Raw genomic sequence first — 21680 nt, forward strand, 5'->3', positions numbered from 1 at the left:
AGACCAATACGGCAAGTGGCGATATATTTTAATAAAACAGCAGAATTAATACAAAGGTGGTTTGCAAAACAATCAATAGAGAGTTAGAATTAGAGAATATAATACTATTTTGAAAATATATAAATATGAAAAAATTTAGCAGATATCCAAAACTATCTTTACAGTCAGGACAAGTGTCAAGATTACTTTTGGTTTTGGCAATAATTGTTTTTGTTGCAGTTATAATTGTTTATGTAGTTTTGAGAGCGACTACTGCTCCGCCAAAGCCAGTTACAGACCAATCGACCGGTCCGAAAGTAGTATACGAAGCAACATTAGGAAATATTAAATTTACATTTCAGGAAGCAAGAGATGTTGGTAAAATTCTGGCTGGCTCAAAATCTAGGTTTTCTGACTGGCAAAAAGATTTAACTACCACGGAAAAATTTATAATAGTCACAATTGGAGCCCAGAATAAAGGAAAAGAAAACATACCAGAAAGAGTTTGGGACATAGGAAATATAGTTGATTCGGAGGGAAGAAATTTTGTGCCATTAGACAATGTAGCAGATGCCTGGCAGCCAGATCCTAATTTATGCGGAGCTTTATTAAAACCAGAATTTGCCGCCACTCCTTGCGTTAAAATATATGAGGTGTCGCGAATTTCCACTGGTTTGAAAATAAATGTTTCTGCCTTTAAAAAGGAGGGCATTGCGACCTATTCAACTGACGATAGAAATAAAGAAACAGCGCTTATAGACCTGGTGGTGACTCAATAATTTTAAGAGACCAATATATCTATGACAGATGAAAAAGAAAAAATAAAACAGCCTTCCAGTGAAAGTTTGTCTCCTGAACAGAAAATAGAATTTTCCCCAGAGGGAATAAAAAAAACTCCGGAAAAAATAGAAACATCAAGAGAAGAAATTATCACAAAAGAATCATTGAAAAGGGAGATATCTATGATGGAGTTAGACGATAATTTAAAAGAAGAAGCGTCTCAAAAAGCAAAAGAAATACAGGCATTAGGAGAAGAAGAAAAAATTGAGCATTTGTTAGAAATTACTAAAAATAAGGGAATAGTTTTTGCGGTCAGAGCCGCACAGCAAATGAATGACCCATATATTTTAGATACTTTCCACGACATATTAGTTAAAAATTGGTCAGACTATAAACAATTTTTAAAATAGACCTGCTGATTAAAGGTTTCCGTTATGAAATGTTAAGATTTCAAAGCGAAAATTTAGAAGAGCGAGGAGGTTTATACAGAGTATAAGCCGACGAGATATTACAAATTTGTAGCTGAAATATTAATATTGCAATAGGAAAATCTTTAGTCAGGAGGGCTAATTAAAAAGGATAATTTATGTATTTGTTGTACATATTAGTTTTAATTTTCATCTTAATTTTATTAGGATTTGTTTTTGCTTTAAAGACAGAAAAAAGTGGTAAAGGCGCGATGTTGGGCGGATTGGAAACCGTTCTTTTTTTGGTTATGATGCCAAAAAATGATTTCAAAAAAGACGAGTTAATGCAAAAAGAAGAAAAAGTTTTAATCTCCCAGATGGAGCAGATTTTATCTAATTTCCTGTATCTTAAAAAAACTAAAATGTTTGAGGAGCCTCCTTGTGTGGCTCTTGAAATCGCTTCGCAAATTGGCGGTAAAGATATTTCTTTTTATGTTGCTGTGCCCAAATATTTAGATACTGCTTTTGAAAAATATGTTCAAGGAGTATATCCAAGGGCAATAGTAGAAAAAATTCCTCAAGATTATACTATTTTTGAACCTCAGGGAGTGACAGTCGGTTCATATTTAAAACTAAGAGAAAATTCATTATTTCCAATTAGCACTTATCAAAATTTAGAGAAAGACCCTCTTTCAACTATTACGAATAATTTAAGTAAAATATCAGATAAAGAAGGGGCCGCAGTTCAAGTGATAATCAGACCGTTGACTGGTTTTAATTTAAGGGAAAAGGGAGAAAAGGTTTTGACAAGAATTAGAGAAGGCAAGTCGGCTAAAGTTGCTATTGCAGAAGTTTTTAGAGCCGGTTCATTTAAAGTTGCCGAAGATTTAATTAGGGGTCCAGCAAGCACAAAGGATAAAGATAAGATATTTGAAGATACAAAAAATAAACAGCAAGGAATTAGCCAAAGAGATTACGACGCCATTGAAAGAAAAATTCAAAAACAGTCGTTTGAGACAAATATCAGAATAATAACTTCTGCAAGAACCAAAGACAGGGCAGAAGAAATTTTATTGCATTTACAGAGCGCTTTTTCACAATTTTCGCTTTCAGCAATAAATAGTTTGGAACCCCAAAATGTACATAAAAAAGAGCTTAAAAAGCTAATTTATGATTTTACATTTAGGAACTTTAATCCAAAACAAACCAATATCTTAAATTTAGAAGAGCTGTCTAGTATTTATCATTTTCCTACTCATTTTATTGAAACTCCTTATATTAAGGCAGCAAAATCGGGAGTAGCGGCGCCTCCATCTGATTTGCCTGAAAATGGAGTTAATTTAATTGGCAGAGTTGTTTTTCGCGGAGATGAAAAAAAGGTTTATTTTGCATCAAGAGAAGACAGAAGAAGGCATTTTTATGTTATTGGTCAAACTGGAACTGGTAAAACCACTTTATTAAAAGAAATGATAAGGCAAGATATTGAAAATGGAGAGGGGGTGGCTGTTGTGGACCCTCACGGTGAATTAATCGGTGATATTTTATCGTATATACCAAAAGAAAGAGTTGACGACGTGGTCTTGTTTGAGCCGTTTGATTTAGAAAGGCCAGCTGGCTTAAATATGCTTGAATATGATACGCCAGAGCAAAAAGATTTTGCTGTTCAAGAAATGATATCTATTTTTTACAAATTGTTCCCGCCAGAAATAATAGGCCCGATGTTTGAGCACTATATGAGAAATGCAATGCTTGTTTTAATGGCCGACAAAGAAAATCCAGGCACTTTAGTTGAAATCCCAAAAATGTTTACAGATGCTTCATTCTTACAGGAGAAATTAACTAAAGTTACAGACCCAATTGTCAGAAATTTTTGGTTAAAAGAATGGGCGCAGACCACAGGGAGCACAAAAAGCGATATGTTGGGTTATGTTGTTTCTAAAGTTGGCAGATTCATTGAAAACGAAATGATGAGAAATATAATTGGTCAGTCGCATTCCAGTTTTGACCTGTCAAAAATAATGGACGAAAAGAAAATTTTCTTGGCTAATTTATCAAAAGGATTAACGGGTGAAGTGAACAGTTCTTTATTGGGCTTAATTTTAGTTTCAAAAATGCAGATGGCAGCTATGAAGAGAGCTAGAATTTCAGAAGAAGAAAGAAAAGATTTTTATTTGTATATTGATGAATTCCAAAACTTTACGACAGATAGTATTTCTACAATTTTATCTGAGGCCAGAAAATATAAGTTAAACTTAATAATGGCCCACCAGTATATTCCTCAATTAACTGACCAAATTAAAAATGCTGTTTTTGGAAACGTTGGTACAATTGGAGCTTATCGTATCGGGGCAGAAGACGCCGAATTTTTAGAAAAGCAATTTGAACCGGAATTTTCAAGGTTTGACTTAGTAAACCTGGATAATTTTAATTTGATTTTAAAAATGATGATAAATAATAAAACATCAACTCCATTTAAAATTGAAGTGATAAAACCCACGAAAGGCAAACCAGAAATTGTAGAACCCATTAAAAAAATATCAAAACTAAAATACAGCAAAGCAAGAGCAGTAGTTGAAAAAGAAATTAGCGAGAGGTCGTTTACAACATCAATATAGTAAAATTAAAATAAAAACCGACTCTTGTAATAATATGGGTCGGTTTTTTTAATAAGATAACTTATACTCTTTTTACATATTCGCCAAGTTCTGTGTTTACTTCAATAACATCTCCTTCTTCAATAAAGAGTGGAACTTGTACTTCGGCTCCCGATTCTAATATGGCTAATTTTGTGCCTCCTTGGGCTCGGTCTCCCTTAAGTCCTGGAGGAGATTCTTTAACTTTTAGTTGGACTTTTATAGAGGCCGAAATATTAATTATCTTATCATCAAAAAGTATGCCTTCAACGAGAGAATTAGGTTTAAAAAACTTCGCTTGTTTACCAATTTGGTCTTCTGTGAAAGAAAATCGGTTTTTAGGGTCGTTCTCTTCACAAAAAAAATATTGACCTTTGTTGGAATATAAAAATTTGATATTTTTCTTTTCTAATTCTGCTTCTTGAAATACATCTCCTTGCTGAAAGTTTTTTTCTTTTACAGTGCCATTTATAAGATTTTTGATTTTACTTTGAATAACAGGCCTTCTTTGAGCCATTTTTAAAAGCTGGGCTTCTAAAACTTCCCAGGGTTGGCCTTCATAAATAAATCTCGTTCCTTTTTTTAAATCTGTATGAGTAAGCATGTTTAGTAAAGATTATTGCCTCGCAAAAATTATTATTCTATTATTTTCCACTCAATTGTCGATTCTTTATCGGCAAATTCTAACCATTCGCCGTATTTTGAAATTACAAACCATTTTTTCTTTGATTCTGACCACACCATCGGGCTTCCCTTATAAAATGGTTTTTTTACGATTTCTTTTGGCTTTAAAGTGTCTAACTCAAGCCATTTCTTAAAAACGGTCTCAATAGCGTAATCAAGTTTTCTGGAGCTCGCCCATTGAGAAACTTTTTTAATTGCTTCCTTGGCCTTCTCGGTAGAGCCAGCTAAATCCAAAAGCTGTTTTGCTGGTTTTGTAAATCTTGAATATATTATCTTTCTTTTTTTAGCATTTTCTTTTAATTCCTGCAAGGATAATCCCTTTGACTCAAAAAAATAAGTTATAATTTGGCGGATTGCAGTTTCCTCTTTTAATTTTTCAAAATCTTTAATTTTTCCGCGTTTTATATACTCTTCAATTTTTTTAGTATTTTTTTCGCCAATGCCAATATCTCTTATTCCTTTTAATCCTTTTTCTTTATAAATTTCACCTATATTAACTTTTAAGTTATCTAAAATATTTATAGCGTTTTTGTAGGCCTTTAATTTATAGTTCAAAGCTTTGTCTCCTTTTATTTCTAAAAGATGTATTATATCTTTGAAAATTTTTGATATTTCTTCGTTCACCCCCACACCAAACGAGCTTATTATCTAATGACCTTAGCTCGTTGGTAATTATTATTAATTTTATACATGGACCCCTTGCTCGTTATGGTGTGGGGGTTCATGGTTTGATTTTAACATTTTTTTTGCAATAAAAAAGAGACCGTTAGCTTTTGCTTTCGGTCTCGTTGAATTTTGCAAGGGTTGTTATTTCCTGGCGATTTTTTCGGTCGTTTCGCCAGTTGTGATTTGGGTTTGTTTTGAACCGTCGGGGTTCATGGTCCAAATCTCTCCGTTCCTCACGAATGCTATTTTTTTTCCATCGGGTGACAACGAAGGATGTTTGTCTTCTCTGTTGTTGCCGATGTTTTTTATAGTTTTTAGACTGATTTTCGCTCCGGTGTGTTCAAGCGTTTTGTTTAAGCCGTAGCTTCTGTAAGTACGACTATGGCTTAAATCCATCACGCAGATGCCGAAGTTGTTGTTGAAAACCAGTTTTTTTTCGTCTGGGAACAAAGACAAGTCGGAAGAGAACTCGTTTACTCCGTTGTAAACGGCAAGGTTGCGGTTTGCGCTGTCCTTGGCGTTTATTGAAAAGATATACTCTCTTGATGTGAAAAAAAATTTACTGCTGTCTGACAGCCAGCAAATTCTATCATCAGGGGAGAGCTCGGTAATCCAGGCTTCTTTTGCCGTGAAATGGTATTCTGTTCCTTCATCAACGTTCACGACGCCAATGGTGTATCCCATTGAGGAGATGCCGTTCATTTTTTCAAATGTGAAAGCAATTTGCTTTCCGTCCGGCGACCAAACAGGATGACTGCCGTTTGTCAATTTACGGAATACTCCGTTAGAACCCATCAGGCAAATTTCCTCTAAATTGGGCGTATTGTCGATACCGCTGTGAGAAACCTTCGTAAAAGCAATTTGCTTTCCGTCCGGTGACCACGAAAGCTGGCTATGACAATACTCAATTTTAGCTAGCTGGCGAAGATTTGATCCGCTTTTGCCGATCACGTAAACGCCGCTATCGTCAGTGGAAGGCCCTCTTTTTACAAAGGCTATCCCGTTTCCGTTGGGAGACCAATAAAAATTGTCATTCAAAACATGGTAAGTATCCGGAAGTTTTTTCAGATTAGTCCCGTCGTCGTTTATTACGCAGAGACTTTTTTTGTGACTTTCCCATGATTCGTTTGTCTCGGTTAAGACGAAACAAATCTTGTCTCCGCGAGGAGACCATTTGGGATTGGATTTCCAGGATCGATTTTGCCATTGGTCTGCTTGCAGCAGGTTGATGTTTAGCCCAATAATTAGGCAAATCAGCGAGAATATCAAGGTTATCTTTTTCACGTTTCTTCTCCTTGCAAAACAAAAGTTGTAAAGGTTCTGTAATTTACTCTCTACGTATATTATATATGATTAAGGCAATATGTCAATATCGTTGAGATATTTGAATTATTTTGTTAGACTATCTAATATACTAACCTAATGCTATGAAAATAAAACACCGTATTTTTATCGCTATAAATTTACCGAGCGACATTAAAAAGCAACTGAACTTATATAAAGACAAATGGCAAGAACTACCGGCAAAATGGACTAATTTGGGCAATATGCATATTACTTTAGAGTTCTTGGGAAATTTAACAGACGAAGAATTAGGAGAAGTATGCATGGCTGTTAAAGAGGTTTCAGAAAAACATAAATTTTTTAGTATCAATTTAAATAAAATTATTTATGGACCATTTCAACTTCATTTGGGGCAGGCTCCTAAAATGATTTGGGCTAAGGGAGAGAACTCAAAAGAATTATCATTTTTAAAGGCTGACCTGGAAGATAAATTATTTAAAATTGTACGGCTTGCTCCGGAAACTAAATTATTCTATCCTCACGTTACTTTAGCTAGAATTATTGGTTGGGAATGGAAAAAAATTGATCCGATAGAAAGACCAGAAGTTAATGAAAATATAGATTTTGTTTTTACGGTTGAATCAATTGAAGTTATGGAAAGCGTTTTTAAGAAAAGCGGACCGGAATATACAGTGATAGAATCGCATAATTTAAAAGTTTAAATTAAATGTTTATCTTAGATAAATTTAAGAATTTATGAAAATTCACTTTATCGGTATTGGGGGGATAGGTGTTTCAGCATTATCTCAATATTATTTATCAAAAGGGCATGTTGTCAGTGGTTCTGATTTGGCATCTTCTGAAATTACAGAACTCTTAAGAGAAAAGGGAATTAAAATTATTATTGGTCCTCATTCTGAATATAATTTAAGCACTGATGCTAACTTAGTTATTTTCAGTCCTGCAGTAAGACCGGATAATCCAGAATACAAAAAAGCAAAAGAGTTAAAAATCAAACTGCAAAGTTATCCGGAGGCTTTGGGAGACCTAACAAGACAATATTTTACAATTGCTGTTTCTGGTACTCACGGAAAAAGCACTACAACATCAATGATTGCTTTGGTTTTAGAAAAATCAGGTCTTGACCCAACTGTTATCGTGGGCACAAAAATTAAAGAATTTGGAAATCATGCCCTGAGTCCTGCCGAAGGGACAAATTTTAGAGCAGGCAAAAGCAAAATATTGGTTATTGAAGCAGATGAACATTTTGCTTCATTTTTGAATTATTGGCCTAAAATTATTGTGTTAACAAATATTGAAAAAGAACACTTGGATTACTATAAAAATTTAAATAATATTAAAAAAACCTATAAATCGTATTTAAGCCACCTAAAGGAAGGCGATATTTTAGTAGCTAATAAAGAAGATAAAAATATTAATAAAATAACTAAAAAAAATAAATACGAAATAACTTTTTATTCAATAAAACAAAAAGAATCAAAAAAGTTTAAAAGAATATTAAAAATACCAGGGAAACACAATATTTATAATGCATTGGCTACTTTAACAGTAGCAAGAACTTTGGGAGTTCCAGATAAAACATCTTTTGATGTTCTATCAAAATACAGAGGATCATGGAGAAGGTTTGATTTAAAGCAGGGAAGTGTCGAAGGCAAGAAAATTATAGTCATATCTGATTATGGACACCACCCAACCGAAGTTTCAGCAACTCTAAAATCTATAAGAGAAAAATACCCAAAGAAAAAAATTTGGTGTGTTTTTCAGCCACATCAGTATCAAAGGACATATTATTTATTTGAAAATTTTGTAAAAACTTTTAAATCTTTAAAAATAGACAATATTATAATTACTGATATTTTTGATGTTGCCGGACGAGAAAAAAATAAGATTAATATTGAAGTAAATTCAGAAGAATTAGTTAAAAAAATTAATAAAAATAATGTTAGGTATCTTTTATTGTGCGACATAGAAAGCCATATTAAAGAAAATATAAAGAGTGGAGAAATTTTGGTAATTATGGGTGCTGGTGATATTTATAAACTGGCAGACAAGTTTTAAAAAAAGAGCCGACACATGTCAGCTCTAAATATTGAGAAGAAAAGATTGAAATGGAATGAAAATAAAAGGGGAGTGTTAAAAATCACGAATGGTTGATTTTTTTTGAAACCCTTTGCTGCTCATCATTTTGGCGGCAAATTTACTGCTTTGGTTGATTTTTCTTTGACAGCGATCGCACGTATGTTTACCCTTGGGTAACATTTCAGTACATCCAGCTCCCAAGCATTGGTTTGGCAGTTCAATTTTTTCCGTTGTTTGAGAATCCATTCTAAATCCTTTCACAAAAGATTGACAATGAGCAAAGATATATTCCAACTTTAGGAATACTTTTGTATTCTATTGATTTTATTCTTTTTTGTCAATAGAATCGGCTGTTAATATAACCTTTAACTTTTTTACAAAATAGGTATAATAAGATTACATTATAAAATCATGATTAACACAAATTCTGAAAAAATAGACGAAATACTTAAAAGGGGAGTTGAGGAAGTTATTGAAAGGGAAAGCTTGGAAAAAAAACTAAAATCTGGCAAGAAATTAAGGATAAAATTAGGCATTGACCCCACAAGTCCCAATATGCATGTTGGCAGGGCTATACCTTTGCTTAAGTTAAAAGATTTTCAGAAACTTGGACATAAAATAGTTTTAATCATAGGTGATTTTACTGGAATTATTGGAGATACCTCTGACAAAGAGAGCGAACGACCAATGCTGGATACGAAGACCATAAAAGAAAATATGAAAACATATGCAAAGCAGGCCGGAAAAATTTTAGACATGAAAAAGTGCGAATTGAGATATAATTCCAGTTGGTTGAAAAAACTTGGATTTGTGGAAATTGGAAGAATGGCTGATTTGTTTGGCTTGCATGAATTTGAAAGCAGAGAAAATATCAGTTTAAGATTGCGTGAAGGCAAGCGAGTATCTGTGCGTGAATTGTTGTATCCAATTATGCAAGGATATGATTCCGTTGCAGTAAAAGCCGATGTGGAACTTGGTGGAACTGACCAGCGTTTTAATTTATTATCCGGTAGGGAAATTCAGAGGTATTATAATCAGGAGCCTCAGAATATTATGACAAATCCATTGATTGAAGGGACCGATGGCCGAAAAATGAGCTCAAGTCGGGGCAATACCATAAACCTTTTGGATAATGCAAAAGAAATGTTTGGAAAAACAATGTCGCTACCAGATGAGTTAATTATAAAGTACTTTTTACTGACTACACGCCTACCAATGTCTAAAATTGAGGAAATTAAAAAAATGTCAAATCCAAGAGACCAAAAATCAAGATTAGCTTATGAAATTGTAAAAATGTATCACGGAGAGAAAGAAGCCCAAAAAACAGAAGATGAATTTAATAAAACTTTTCGTGATAAAAACCCGACTTTTACGGAGTTTAAGATAGAAAAAAAAGAAGTTCCCATTCTTGATTTATTAGTAGAAACTAATTTAACGCCTTCAAAAAACGAAGCAAAAAGACTAATTTTACAAAAAGCGGTAAAAATAAATGGAGAAGTTCAAGAAGATTGGCAAAAAATTATTAAAATAGTTACGGGAACAAAAATTCAAGTCGGTCCCAGAAAATTTTTAGAATTAATTTAAATTAACCCATCACGACCATTTTGCCAATGGCTAAATGGTGTGGGGGCAAAAAAAATTTATGGCAGAAGAAAAAGGCAACTTAGCATTAGCAATAATTATAGTTATAGTTTTCACAGCAATAATTGCTCTGGGGCTGTATTTGATTTATAACGAATCGTTATTTACAGAAAAACGAGAAAATCCGGTAGCCTGCACTCAAGAGGCAAAAATTTGTCCTGACGGATCTTCTGTCGGTCGCACGGGCCCTAACTGCGAATTCACCAAGTGTCCAGAAGTACAAGAAGTATCGGCTTTTGATAGTTTGGTTAATTTTACCATTAGCAAACAAATTAAGTTTAGTGATGGATTAACCGTAACACTCACAGAAATAAATGATTCACGATGTAAACCAGGAGTGGTTTGCATACAGGCTGGCGAGCTTTCACCAGTTTTTACTATGATGGGTGGGAATATAGGTGATTTACCAGAAGAAGTTCGACTTGGCACTTCGACCGTAAAGAAAGTAATTAAAAATGGATACATATTTGAATTAAAAGATGTGATCGAAAATACAGCAACAATCACGATTAGTAAAGAATTAAAAACTTTAGGTAATTGCTATATTGGTGGTTGTAGTAAAGAAATTTGTTCCGATAAAGAAGGCGTAGTATCAATTTGTATGTATAAAAAAGAATACGCATGTTATAAAAATGCTAAATGCGAAAGACAAATAAATGGCCAATGCGGATGGACGCAAGAACCACAGCTTCAAGCTTGCTTAAAAACAAACTAATATGCCTAGATTTTTAGTAAAAGACACAGCAAAACATATAGGAGAAAAAGTAAAAGTTGCCGGCTGGGTAAACAGCAGAAGGGCCCACGGTAAAATTTTATTCATTGACCTCCGCGACAGAAGCGGAGTTTTGCAAGTAGTTTTTGTTCCATCAAATAAAGAGGTTTATGAATTGGCTCAAAACTTAAGGCCAGAATGGGTGGTGGAAATAACAGGTCAAATTGTAAAGAGACCGGAAAATATGATAAACCCAAAAATTAAAACAGGGGAAGTTGAGCTTTCAGTGGAATCTTTAAATATTTTGTCAGAAGCGCAAACTTTGCCTTTTTCAATTGACCAGTCAGGTTATGAAATAAACGAAGAAATAAGAATGAAGTATAGATATTTGGATTTAAGAAGAGAAAGATTAAAAAATAATCTTATAGCTCGCAACACGGTCATAAAATTTATTAGAGATTTTTTAGACAAAGAAGATTTTGTTGAAATTGAAACGCCAATGCTTACAAAATCAACGCCCGAGGGGTCAAGAGATTTTATTGTTCCTTCAAGATTACATCCGGGGAGTTTTTATGCTCTTCCGCAATCTCCACAGCAATACAAACAACTTTTACAAGTTGCAGGTTTTGAAAGATATTTTCAAATAGCTCGTTGTTTAAGAGATGAAGACCCAAGAGGTGACCGCCAAATAGAACACACTCAGCTTGATTTGGAAATGAGTTTTGTTGAACAAGAAGACATAATAAATTTAACCGAAAGACTTTTTATAACTTTAATTAAAAATCTGTATCCGAATAAAAAAATTCAGGAAGTTCCTTTTCCAAGATTAAGTTACAAGGAGGCAATGAAAAAATATAATTCAGATAAGCCGGACCTCCGCAAAAATAAATCAGATAAAGACCTCCTGGCATTTTGCTGGGTAATTGACTTTCCATTTTTTGAAAAGGATGATAACGGCGGCTGGACTTTTACCCACAATCCCTTTTCTGCGGCAAAGCCAGAATTTAAAGAAGATTTGTTAAATAAAAAAAACATAGGAGATATTTTAACAACTCAATATGATATTGTGCTAAATGGATCAGAGGTAGGAGGTGGAAGCATTAGAAATCACAAGCCGGAAGCAGTGGAATCTGTATTTGAAATAATTGGTTACAAAAAAGAAGAGATTAAAGAAAAATTCGGACATATGTTGGAGGCCTTCACTTATGGAGCTCCGCCCCATGGAGGAATTGCTCCTGGTATTGATAGAATTTTATCTATTCTGCATTCAGAACCAAACATCAGAGAAGTAATTGCTTTCCCCAAAACGGGAGACGGAAGGGATTTAATGATGCAGGCTCCCAGCGAGATTTATAAAAAACAATTAGAAGAGTTGCACATACGAGTTAGTTCTGCCAAACCTAAAAATCCCAAAAAATTGACGGGCAAAAAATTACGTAAACCCGCTAAAAATAAGTCCAATGGATAAGATTAATATACGATCATTAGCTAAAAATATATTATTGTTCGCCGTGTTTATTTTTTTAGTGGCAACAATTATAGGAGCTCTTCAGTGGTTCTTTGGAAGTTTGTATGGATTTTTTGAAAAAAAGGTAGCCTTAAATTATCAAAACTCTTTGGCTAGCTTGGCTGGATCTTCTACTGTTCAAAATTTATCTCCATACAGAAATTGGCAAATAGAGGATTTAAAGATTGATGCAGAGGCAGCCATTTCAGTTGAGACGGATTTATTAGTGCAAAAAAAAGTTCTTTTTAAAAAAAATGAAACAAAAATTCTGCCGATAGCCAGTTTGTCAAAACTTATGACGGCCTTAGTAGTTTTAAATAATTATGATTTGAAAGAAAAAATAACCATAACAGAATCAGATGTTTTACAAGAAGGCGAGCAGGGTGATTTAAAAGCGGGGCAAACGCTTTCAGCAAAAGACCTTTTGTATACAACTCTAATTGAATCCAGTAATGACGCGACTTTCGCCTTGTCCTCTGTTATGGGACAAGACAAATTTGTAGATTTAATGAATAAAGAAGCCAATAATATAGGTCTTCAGAACACTCATTTTGCAGATTCCAGCGGATTAGACGAGAGGTCTTATTCTACGGCAAAAGATTTGGTAGTTCTTACAGAACATTTATTAAATAAATATCCATTAGTTTGGCAAATCATAGGGTTAAAAGAATATGATTTATATTTAGATAATGGCCAACTGCATCATAAATTGATAAATACCAATAAGCTTTTAGGAGAAATACCAGAAGTTATTGGCGGTAAAACTGGTTTTACAAATTATGCCAAAGGCACTTTTCTTGTAGTTGAGAAAAGTCCGGTTGAAGGAAATTATTTAATACATGTTGTTTTGGGTTCTGCAGACAGATTGGAAGAAATGAAAAAAATAATTAATTGGTTAAACGTTGCTTATAAGTGGTAATTAGTAGAGCTAATACAAAATGACACTATTTACTTTTAATGTTATTAAAGTTTTAGGTTCGGCGGCTATGGCCTCAGCTATAGCTGCTCTTTGGTGTCCCTTATTAATTAATTTTTTGTATAAGAATAAACTTTGGAAAAAGGAAGCAAGAATAAAAGCGATAAGCGGTGAAAATGCTACTGTTTTTTATGACCTTCACAAAGAGAGAGAGACAAAAGTTCCTCGTTTTGGAGGACTTTTAATCTGGATAACAGTAGTTTTAGTTATTTTTATTTTATATTGGTTTCCTGGTTTTAATTTTTTATCAAGAAGTCAAACATGGTTGCCATTGTTTACTTTAATAGTTGCTTCATTGGTCGGATTTTTAGATGATTTTTTACAAGTTTTTGGAAAAGGAAAATATATTGGCGGAGGACTTTCATTAAAAAAAAGAATTTTTATTGTAATTTTAATCGGATTTATCGGCAGTATTTGGTTTTATCAAAAATTAGGATGGGATGTAATTACGATTCCTCTTATTGGCAGTATTTCTGTTGGATATTTTTATATTCCGATTTTTATTTTGGTAATGACGGCTACTTGGTCAGGAGGAATTATAGATGGATTAGATGGGTTGGCCGGGGGGACTTTTGCTTCAATTTTTGGAGCATTTACAATAATCGCTTTTTCCCAAGGAAAAGTGGATTTGGCTACTTTTTGTGCTGTAATTACGGGAGCTTTGCTCACCTTTTTATGGTTTAATATACCTCCCGCTAGATTTTATATGGGAGAAACCGGCATATTGGGTCTGACTACCACATTATCAGTAGTGGCTTTTTTGACTGATTCTGTTTTTGTCTTGCCAATTATTGCCGGACTTTTAGTCTTAGAAACTGGGTCTGTGATAGTTCAGCTTTTATCAAAGAAATTTAGAAAGAAAAAAATATTTCTTTCTTCTCCGATACATCATCATTTTGAAGCGATTGGATGGCCACAATATAAAATTACTATGCGGGCATGGATTGTTGGGATAGTTTTGGCGATTATTGGAGTTGCCATAAGATTAATAAATTAATTTATTCATAATATATGGAAATAATTCACAAATTAATTATTATTAGCGCTGTAATATTTGCCACGTGTGGTATTTTTTTAATAGGGCATCCCCAGATTGTTCAGGGGCAATATCAATATCCTGGATTATGTAGCCCAAATGCAACGCTAAAATGTGTGGGCAACTCTGTTTTTTGGTATGATTCGTGTGGTAATCAGCAAAGCTGGGTTAAAGATTGTTTTAACGGATGCCAAAACGGACAATGCATAGAATCTCAAAGTTCTTATGTAAAGCATTTTCAAAAAAGTTGCAGTGATAATAATTTATATTGGCGCGACTCAAATGGAATTGTTAATGATTTATATAAAAACTGTTCTGACAATAACGAGTGTACAAAAGATAGTTGTTTAGATAGTCAATGCGTAAACGAGGGTGATTGTAATGTGCAGGCAATTCCTTTTATTAGAGCTCTTGATGTGTCTACTTTTTGCGGAGCTAAAAATGAATCTTTAAATTTATCAAAAAACATTACTGTCTCAGCTGATCAAATGATTAATTGTTTTGTAATAGTAAAAAATACATCAAATGATTTGGTTAACGATATCACAATAAGAGTAGACATTCCTTCGGAGATAACTAATACTAGCGAAGTAAAAATTGATGGAATGGAACTTAATGGCAATATAACTTCGGGCATTAATATGGGAAACTTTTCTCCTATTCAGTCAAAAATAATTACTTTTATCGGTAAAACCCAGCCAATTATTAATCAAATTTCCGCAAAGCAAATTACAGCAATAGCAAGTTTTGGCACTTTTTCTGTAGCGGATTCGATGGTAATTAATTTTCAGACAGTTGCCACTAATAATGTTGTTTCTCAAGCAGAGCCATCTTCATTTGTAAATTTTTTAAAACGCTGGTACGTCTGGATTTTATTAGCCATTGTGTTAATTTTTCTATTTTTTGTAATATTTAGAAGAATTTCTTCTAACGTTTAGCCTTTATGAAGTCAAAACCAACTATTTTTGAGTTCACTTCTTATAAATTTGAGCCCACTCAAAAAAGAGTTTTTTTTAATTACAAAACGGAATTTAAAGAAAAAAAAGATACTCTTTTTTTTACAGAAACCATAATTTTGCCAGAAACGGCTGATTTTGAAAAATTACCGATAGGGTTTTTAAATAAGATATTTGAAAGCTTGCATTTAGTACTGGGCGTTAGTTATTGGAAATCTTATTGTGCGACAAAGATAAAAGTAAATTATTCATTATCAAAAGAGGAAGCCTATTTTTGGAATATAGTTTACAAAAAAGGATTAGGCGAATTTTTTTATAAAAATAATCTTAATCCTAAAATTTCTCCCAAGTTTTCGTTTAAAAACAATGTAAAACCAATTTTTTATAAATTAGATAAAAATAATAAATGTCTTGTTGCTGTCAGTGGGGGAAAGGATTCAATAGTAGCAACAGAGCTTTTAAAGAGTCAAAATTTTGATATTACGGCTTTTTTTGTACAAACACAAAAAGAGTCAGATCTTGTTAATGAAATAATAAAAATATCAGGAATAAAATCGATAAAAATAAAAAGAATATTGGACAAAAAGATATTTGAACATCATAAATACAACGGCCATGTCCCTGTCTCCGCCATGTATGCTTTCTTGGGTATTTTATGCTCTGCCTTATATAAGTATTCTTATTGTATTATGTCCAATGAATACAGCAGTAATTTTGGTAATACAGAATATAAGGGAGAAACTATAAACCATCAGTGGAGCAAATCTTCAGAATTCGAAAACCTGTTTTCAAATTACGTTAAAAATTTTATAACTCCGGATATTTATTATTTTTCTTTATTAAGACCGTTCTATGAAATTCGTATAGTGGAACTTTTTTCAAAATATAAAAAATATTTTACTAATTTTTCCAGTTGCAATAATAATTTTATAATTCAACAAGATAAATTACGCAAAAAGAAAAATAAGGATTTGTGGTGCAAAGAATGTCCAAAATGTATTTTTGTGTTTACTTTATTATCTGCTTTTTTGTCTAAAAAAGAGCTGATTCACATTTTTAAAAAAAATCTCTATGCTGAAAAAAAATTAATACCTTTATTTAATGACATCCTTGGCTTTGGCAAAATGAAACCATTTGATTGCGTGGGAACTTTTAAAGAAGCGAGGGTAGCTTTATATCTGGGTTCTAAAAAATTTAAAAATAATTTAATTATTAATACATTTTTGCCTAAAATAAAAAAATCAGAATCTTTAATAAAGGATGTCTTTGGCACTAATTTGTCGCTAAATATTCCTAGCCAGTTTAGATTTTCGGGCATAAAAAATGTCTTAATCTTAGGATATGGCAGAGAAGGTAAAATTACAGAAAAGTATATTAAAAAAAATTACCCTAATTTAAAAATTGGGGTAGCCGACATTAAATTAGATAAAAATTATTTAAAAAAGCAAAAAGATTACGATATGGCTATAAAGAGCCCAGGAATTCCTAAGAGTTTTGTGAAAATTAATTATACGACAGCTACAAATATATTTTTTTCTGAAATTAAAGAATTAGGAAACAAAACAATTGGTATTACAGGAAGCAAAGGGAAAAGCACAACCGCGCGTCTTATTTACTTTATTTTAAAAGAGTCTGGAAAAAATGTGAGAATTTTGGGCAATATTGGAGAACCAATGCTTAAAGTGTTTTTAGAACCAATTAAAAAAGACCAGATATTTGTATTAGAGCTTTCAAGTTATCAATTAGATGATATTAATTTTTCTCCCAATATTGCAGTGGTTACCAACTTGTTTAAAGAGCATATGGATTATCATTTGGGGGCAGAAAATTATTATTTAGCCAAGCAAAATATAATTAATTTTCAAAGTAAGAATGATATTTTTGTTTATAACCCAAAATATAAAAAACTAGTTTCCTGGGCTAAAGAATCTTATTCAAAGACAATTCCGTTTGTGAGAAACATTCCATTGGAGAATTTGAACATTCCTTTAATTGGAGAACATAACAAAGAAAATATTAGAGCGGCAATTACAGTTGCCAAAATTTTTAAAGTTCCAGACAGTGTAATAAAAAGAGCAATAGAAAATTTTAGCGGTTTGCCACACAGATTAGAGTTTGTTGGGGAATTCGCCGGCATTAAATTTTATGATGACGGCAGTTCAACTAATCCAGAATCGGCAATATCGGCAATTAAATCTCTTAAAAATATTGATACGATTTTTCTTGGAGGTCAAGACAGGGGATATGATTTTTCACAATTGGAAAAAACAATTAAAAAATATAAAATAAGAAATATAGTATTATTTCCCGACAGCGGAAATAAAATTTTAAAATCACAAAGAAATCTTAACGTACTGCATACTTCTAAAATGGAAGAAGCGGTTAAATTTGCTTACAAAAACACCAAAAAGGGAAGTATATGCCTGTTATCGGGGGGCTCGCCAAGCTATTCTTTGTGGAAAGATTTTGAAGACAAGGGAAATCAATTTAAATTAATGGTCAAAAAAAATAAGCATTAATTTTAACAATGAAAAAGCATCCAAATTATTATTTCTTTTTTTTAGTGGTTATTTTGGTTGTTTTTGGCATTTTGTTTTTATCAACTCTTTCAGCCCCCGCTTCTATTAGGAATTTCGGTAACACTAACTATTATTTAATACATCAATTGTATTTACTTTTTATAGGAATAGTTTTGGCAATAATCGCTTATAAATTTCCACTAAATTATTTTAAAAAATTAGCGCCATTATTATTATTTTTTAATTTCGTACTATTAGCAATTGTGTTTTTACCGATATTTGGAGTTAAATTTTGGGGAGCAAAACGTTGGATAGATATAGGAATAGCCACTTTTCAGCCATCTGAAATTTTAAAAATTACATCAATTTTATATTTGAGCGCGCTTATTTCTAATAAATTATCAGATGGACGCAAAGGAGGATGGCTTTTAGCAACAAAAAAAGGTTATCATAATATAAAATATGTATTTATTCCTTTTATAGTTTTTTTAACAATAATTTCAATATTTTTGATATTACAGCCGGACGTAAGCACCTTGGGAATAATAGGATTAACATTAGTTCTTATGTATTTTTTTGCCAATACGCCCATTTGGAATACCTTTTTAATATTTTTTATAGCCATAGGGGGATTGTTCGCTTTAATAAAATTTGAACCGTACAGAATGAATCGGTGGTTAATTTTTCTGAATCCGGAGATAGACCCATTAGGTAAAGGTTTTCATATGAAGCAGTCTTTGATTGCAATCGGATCGGGCGGATTTTTCGGAAAAGGGTGGGGGATGTCTGTGCAAAAATTCGAATTTTTACCAGCGGCGATGTCAGATTCAATATTCTCTATATTAGGAGAAGAAACTGGAATAGTTGGTTGCCTATTTCTGGTTATCCTTTTTATGCTTTTTTTGTGGCTCGGAGTTAAAATTGCAAAATCGTCAAATGATAAATTTGGGCAACTAACTGCCATAGGCATCACTTTTTGGATAGTAATTCAGGCATTTTTTAATATCGCAGCTAACTTGGGGATAGCTCCATTGGCCGGTATCCCATTACCATTTTTTAGCTATGGCGGGTCGCATTTAGTTACAGAGTTAATAGGAGTCGGCATATTACTAAATATATCTAAAAAATGAAAATATTATTTACAGGAGGTGGCACAGGGGGCCATATATTTCCAATAGTTGCTATTGCAAGAGAGATAAGAAGAATCTATCCTAAGAAAGATTTGGAATTTTATTATTTGGGATTAAAAGATGAATTCGGGCTCATAATGCTCAGTCAAGAGGATTTTAAAATAAAAACAATAATATCAGGAAAAATTAGAAGATATTTTTCTGATTCTGGATTTTCTATTTCTCAGATAAATCTCGCAACCGTGTATAAAAATACCATAGACATATTGTTTAAAATACCATTCGGATTTTTACAGAGCATATTTTTGATTTTAATGATACGTCCTCAGCTTGTTTTCAGTAAAGGAGGATCGGGGTCTATTTCTGTGACGCAGAGCGCAAGATTATTGGGAATACCTGTGTTTTTACACGAATCGGATGTTGTACCCGGGTTATCCAATAAGATAACTTCAAAATGGGCAAAAAAGATATTTGTTTCTTTTCCAAAAACAGAATATTTTGACCCACAAAAAACAATTTTAGTTGGAAATCCAATAAGAACAGAATTGTTGAATGGAGATAAAAAAACAGCTGGAGACTTGTTTGACCTTACTTTCCAAAAACCAATAATTTTATTTTCAGGAGGGTCGCAAGGGTCGGAAGCCATTAATGATTTTGTTTTAAATAGCTTAAACGATTTTTTGGCAGAATTTGAATTAATACATGTTTGTGGCAGGAATAATTTAGAAGAAGTAGAGGCAGAATCATCAGTGGTAATTGATAAAGATTTGGCAAAATACTATCACGTTGTAGGCTTTTTAGACGAAGAAAAATATAAGCATGCTTATAAGTCAGCTGACCTTATAATATCTCGCTCTGGTTCAGGTTCTATTTTTGAAATAGCGGCCTTGGGGAAACCCAGTATTTTAGTTCCATTACCATCAGCGGCGGCTAATCATCAAGCAAAAAATGCTTATGTATATTCGCAAACTGGAGCGGCGTTAGTCGTAGAACAAGATAACCTGACCCATAATTTTTTTATAGATATAATCCATAATTTATTTTTACATCTTGATAAATTAGAAAAAATGAAAGAAGAAGCATTAAGATTTTCAAAGCCATTGGCCGCTAAAGCCATTGCCAGAGAAATTTTAGAATATTTTACTTTAGAATAAAAACGTGAAAGCAAAAGATAATAAAATAAAAAAAGTTCGTGTCAGGATAGCCCCGTCTCCAACTGGAGCCTTACATATCGGCACGGCCAGAAGCGCGCTTTTTAATTATTTATTTGCAAAAAAGAATAAAGGTGTTTTTGTATTACGTATTGAAGATACGGATTTGGAAAGGTCTGATTTAAAATGGACGCAAGACATAATAGAAGAATTAAAGTGGCTTGGAATAAATTGGCAGGAAGGCCCTGATATTGGCGGTAAATATGGCCCGTATAAGCAATCTCAAAGGTTGGATACTTACGAAAAATATATAAAAAAACTTTTAACCGATAATAAAGCTTATCATTGTTTTTGTTCAGAGGATGAGTTAGATGCAATGCGTCAAGAGCAGATGGTTAGGGGAGTGGCTCCTCATTATAATGGCAAATGCGCAAATTTTTCAAAAGAAGACGTAAAAAAACTTTTAGATGAAAAAAAATCTTCTGTGATAAGATTTAAAATTCATAACAAAAAAATTAAATTTACAGACCTGATCAGAGGCGTAGTAGAGTTTGACGCCGGATTAATGGGGGACATTATTATAGCCAAGGACGAAAAAACTCCATTGTATAACTTTGCTGTTGTGGTTGACGATTACGAAATGCAAATAAGCCATGTTATTAGAGGAGAAGACCATATTTCAAATACTCCAAAGCAGATTCTAATGCAGGAAGCATTGGGCTTTGATCAACCAATATATGCTCATTTGCCGTTGATTTTAGCGCCAGACAGAACAAAGCTTTCAAAAAGAACCGGCACGGTTTCTATTGCTCAATACAGAGAAGAAGGATATTTACCAGAAGCCCTGGTAAACTTTATGGCGCTTTTAGGATGGAATCCTGGCACAGATAAAGAGATATTCACTTTATCGTCTTTAAGCAAAGAATTTTCTATAGAAAAAGTGCAAAAAGCTGGGGCCATTTTAAACATTCAGAAATTAAATTTTATAAACAGTTTTTATATTCGAGAAAAAACAATAGAAAAATTAACTAAACTTTGCAGGCCTTATTTAAAAAAAGCAGGGCTGTTAGTGGAAGGCCAAGTTTCTGATAGTAAACTGGAAAAGATTATTGAAGTCTCAAAAACAAGAATGAAGAAATTATCAGAGGTTGTGGATCTAACAGATTTTTTCTTTAAAGATAAATTAAAATACGATAAAAATTTATTAGCTTGGCAAAAAATGGGAAACAGTGATATAAAAGAATCTTTAGAGTATTCGGTAAAAATATTGTCTGAAATTAAAAATTGGGATTTAAATATAATACAAGAAAAATTATTTGAAGAAGTCGTAAAATTTAATTTAGATAAAAATTATCCGGAGAAAAATAGGGGATATCTGCTTTGGCCATTAAGAGTTGCTTTATCTGGAAAACAAGCATCGGCTGGTCCATTTGAAATTGCTGATATTTTAGGCAGAGAAAAAACTTTGCAAAGAATAAAAGAGGCAATAAGACTTCTTGCATAGTTTATTGTGCGACAA

19 protein-coding genes are annotated in these 21680 nt (G+C 32.8%); 15 read left to right on the forward strand and 4 right to left on the reverse strand.

Translation table 11 applies throughout. The features are described 5' to 3' along the window. The first annotated feature begins 125 nt into the window (after nucleotides 1-125). From Q7J54_00065 to Q7J54_00075, 3 genes are all read left to right on the forward strand, one after another. Nucleotides 126-758, forward strand: a complete 633-nt coding sequence (locus tag Q7J54_00065; GenBank protein MDO8739952.1) for a hypothetical protein — start codon at nucleotides 126-128, stop codon at nucleotides 756-758. Nucleotides 759-779: 21 nt separating this feature from the next. Beyond that, a complete protein-coding gene (locus Q7J54_00070) occupies nucleotides 780-1169 on the forward strand; it encodes a hypothetical protein (protein MDO8739953.1) in 390 nt (129 codons plus the stop codon). Between the two features lie 176 nt (nucleotides 1170-1345). Then, entirely contained in the window at nucleotides 1346-3781 is a 2436-nt protein-coding gene (locus tag Q7J54_00075) for a type IV secretion system DNA-binding domain-containing protein (GenBank protein ID MDO8739954.1), read from the forward strand. Between the two features lie 61 nt (nucleotides 3782-3842). Here Q7J54_00075 and Q7J54_00080 read toward each other — a convergent pair whose 3' ends face one another. From Q7J54_00080 to Q7J54_00090, 3 genes are all read right to left on the reverse strand, one after another. After that, nucleotides 3843-4403: an elongation factor P gene (locus Q7J54_00080; protein MDO8739955.1), complete on the reverse strand. Its 561-nt coding sequence runs from the start codon at nucleotides 4401-4403 to the stop codon at nucleotides 3843-3845. Between the two features lie 32 nt (nucleotides 4404-4435). Further along, a complete protein-coding gene (locus Q7J54_00085) occupies nucleotides 4436-5107 on the reverse strand; it encodes a hypothetical protein (protein ID MDO8739956.1) in 672 nt (223 codons plus the stop codon). A gap of 183 nt (nucleotides 5108-5290) precedes the next feature. Continuing rightward, nucleotides 5291-6433: a DPP IV N-terminal domain-containing protein gene (locus Q7J54_00090; GenBank protein MDO8739957.1), complete on the reverse strand. Its 1143-nt coding sequence runs from the start codon at nucleotides 6431-6433 to the stop codon at nucleotides 5291-5293. A gap of 143 nt (nucleotides 6434-6576) precedes the next feature. Between Q7J54_00090 and thpR the strand changes: the two genes are divergently transcribed. Continuing rightward, nucleotides 6577-7155 carry an RNA 2',3'-cyclic phosphodiesterase gene (gene thpR / locus Q7J54_00095; protein ID MDO8739958.1) on the forward strand — a complete coding sequence of 193 codons (579 nt, stop codon included), beginning with the start codon at nucleotides 6577-6579 and terminating at the stop codon, nucleotides 7153-7155. A gap of 34 nt (nucleotides 7156-7189) precedes the next feature. Then, complete coding sequence (gene murC, locus Q7J54_00100; protein ID MDO8739959.1) at nucleotides 7190-8512, forward strand: UDP-N-acetylmuramate--L-alanine ligase; 1323 nt, start codon at nucleotides 7190-7192, stop codon at nucleotides 8510-8512. A 75-nt stretch (nucleotides 8513-8587) separates the two neighbouring features. Here murC and Q7J54_00105 read toward each other — a convergent pair whose 3' ends face one another. Then, nucleotides 8588-8779 carry a hypothetical protein gene (locus Q7J54_00105; GenBank protein MDO8739960.1) on the reverse strand — a complete coding sequence of 64 codons (192 nt, stop codon included), beginning with the start codon at nucleotides 8777-8779 and terminating at the stop codon, nucleotides 8588-8590. 165 nt (nucleotides 8780-8944) lie between these two features. Here Q7J54_00105 and tyrS point away from each other — a divergent pair, with 165 nt between their 5' ends. The 10 genes from tyrS to gltX are packed head-to-tail and all read left to right on the forward strand — an operon-like array spanning nucleotide 8945 to nucleotide 21665. Continuing rightward, nucleotides 8945-10117, forward strand: coding sequence for a tyrosine--tRNA ligase (gene tyrS / locus Q7J54_00110; protein ID MDO8739961.1), 1173 nt, complete (start codon nucleotides 8945-8947; stop codon nucleotides 10115-10117). A 58-nt stretch (nucleotides 10118-10175) separates the two neighbouring features. Then, nucleotides 10176-10889, forward strand: coding sequence for a hypothetical protein (locus Q7J54_00115; GenBank protein ID MDO8739962.1), 714 nt, complete (start codon nucleotides 10176-10178; stop codon nucleotides 10887-10889). Nucleotide 10890: 1 nt separating this feature from the next. Next, nucleotides 10891-12354 (forward strand): aspartate--tRNA ligase, encoded by a 1464-nt coding sequence (gene aspS / locus Q7J54_00120; protein ID MDO8739963.1) that lies wholly within the window; start codon nucleotides 10891-10893, stop codon nucleotides 12352-12354. Then, nucleotides 12347-13312, forward strand: coding sequence for a serine hydrolase (locus Q7J54_00125; GenBank protein ID MDO8739964.1), 966 nt, complete (start codon nucleotides 12347-12349; stop codon nucleotides 13310-13312). The genes aspS and Q7J54_00125 overlap by 8 nt, the downstream gene beginning before the upstream one ends. Before the next feature lie 19 nt (nucleotides 13313-13331). Then, on the forward strand, nucleotides 13332-14366 hold the full coding sequence (locus Q7J54_00130; protein MDO8739965.1) for a phospho-N-acetylmuramoyl-pentapeptide-transferase: 1035 nt from the start codon (nucleotides 13332-13334) through the stop codon (nucleotides 14364-14366). A 14-nt stretch (nucleotides 14367-14380) separates the two neighbouring features. After that, nucleotides 14381-15343, forward strand: coding sequence for a hypothetical protein (locus Q7J54_00135; protein ID MDO8739966.1), 963 nt, complete (start codon nucleotides 14381-14383; stop codon nucleotides 15341-15343). Nucleotides 15344-15348: 5 nt separating this feature from the next. Then, complete coding sequence (gene murD, locus Q7J54_00140) at nucleotides 15349-17880, forward strand: UDP-N-acetylmuramoyl-L-alanine--D-glutamate ligase (GenBank protein MDO8739967.1); 2532 nt, start codon at nucleotides 15349-15351, stop codon at nucleotides 17878-17880. A gap of 8 nt (nucleotides 17881-17888) precedes the next feature. Further along, nucleotides 17889-19010 carry a putative lipid II flippase FtsW gene (gene ftsW / locus Q7J54_00145; protein ID MDO8739968.1) on the forward strand — a complete coding sequence of 374 codons (1122 nt, stop codon included), beginning with the start codon at nucleotides 17889-17891 and terminating at the stop codon, nucleotides 19008-19010. After that, nucleotides 19007-20164: a UDP-N-acetylglucosamine--N-acetylmuramyl-(pentapeptide) pyrophosphoryl-undecaprenol N-acetylglucosamine transferase gene (locus tag Q7J54_00150; protein MDO8739969.1), complete on the forward strand. Its 1158-nt coding sequence runs from the start codon at nucleotides 19007-19009 to the stop codon at nucleotides 20162-20164. Before ftsW ends, Q7J54_00150 begins: the two co-directional genes overlap by 4 nt. A 4-nt stretch (nucleotides 20165-20168) precedes the next feature. Then, nucleotides 20169-21665 carry a glutamate--tRNA ligase gene (gltX, locus tag Q7J54_00155; GenBank protein ID MDO8739970.1) on the forward strand — a complete coding sequence of 499 codons (1497 nt, stop codon included), beginning with the start codon at nucleotides 20169-20171 and terminating at the stop codon, nucleotides 21663-21665. The last annotated feature ends 15 nt before the right edge of the window (nucleotides 21666-21680 follow it).

The organism is Candidatus Woesearchaeota archaeon, assembly GCA_030651135.1.
GTDB lineage: Archaea > Nanobdellota > Nanobdellia > Woesearchaeales > JACPBO01 > JACPBO01.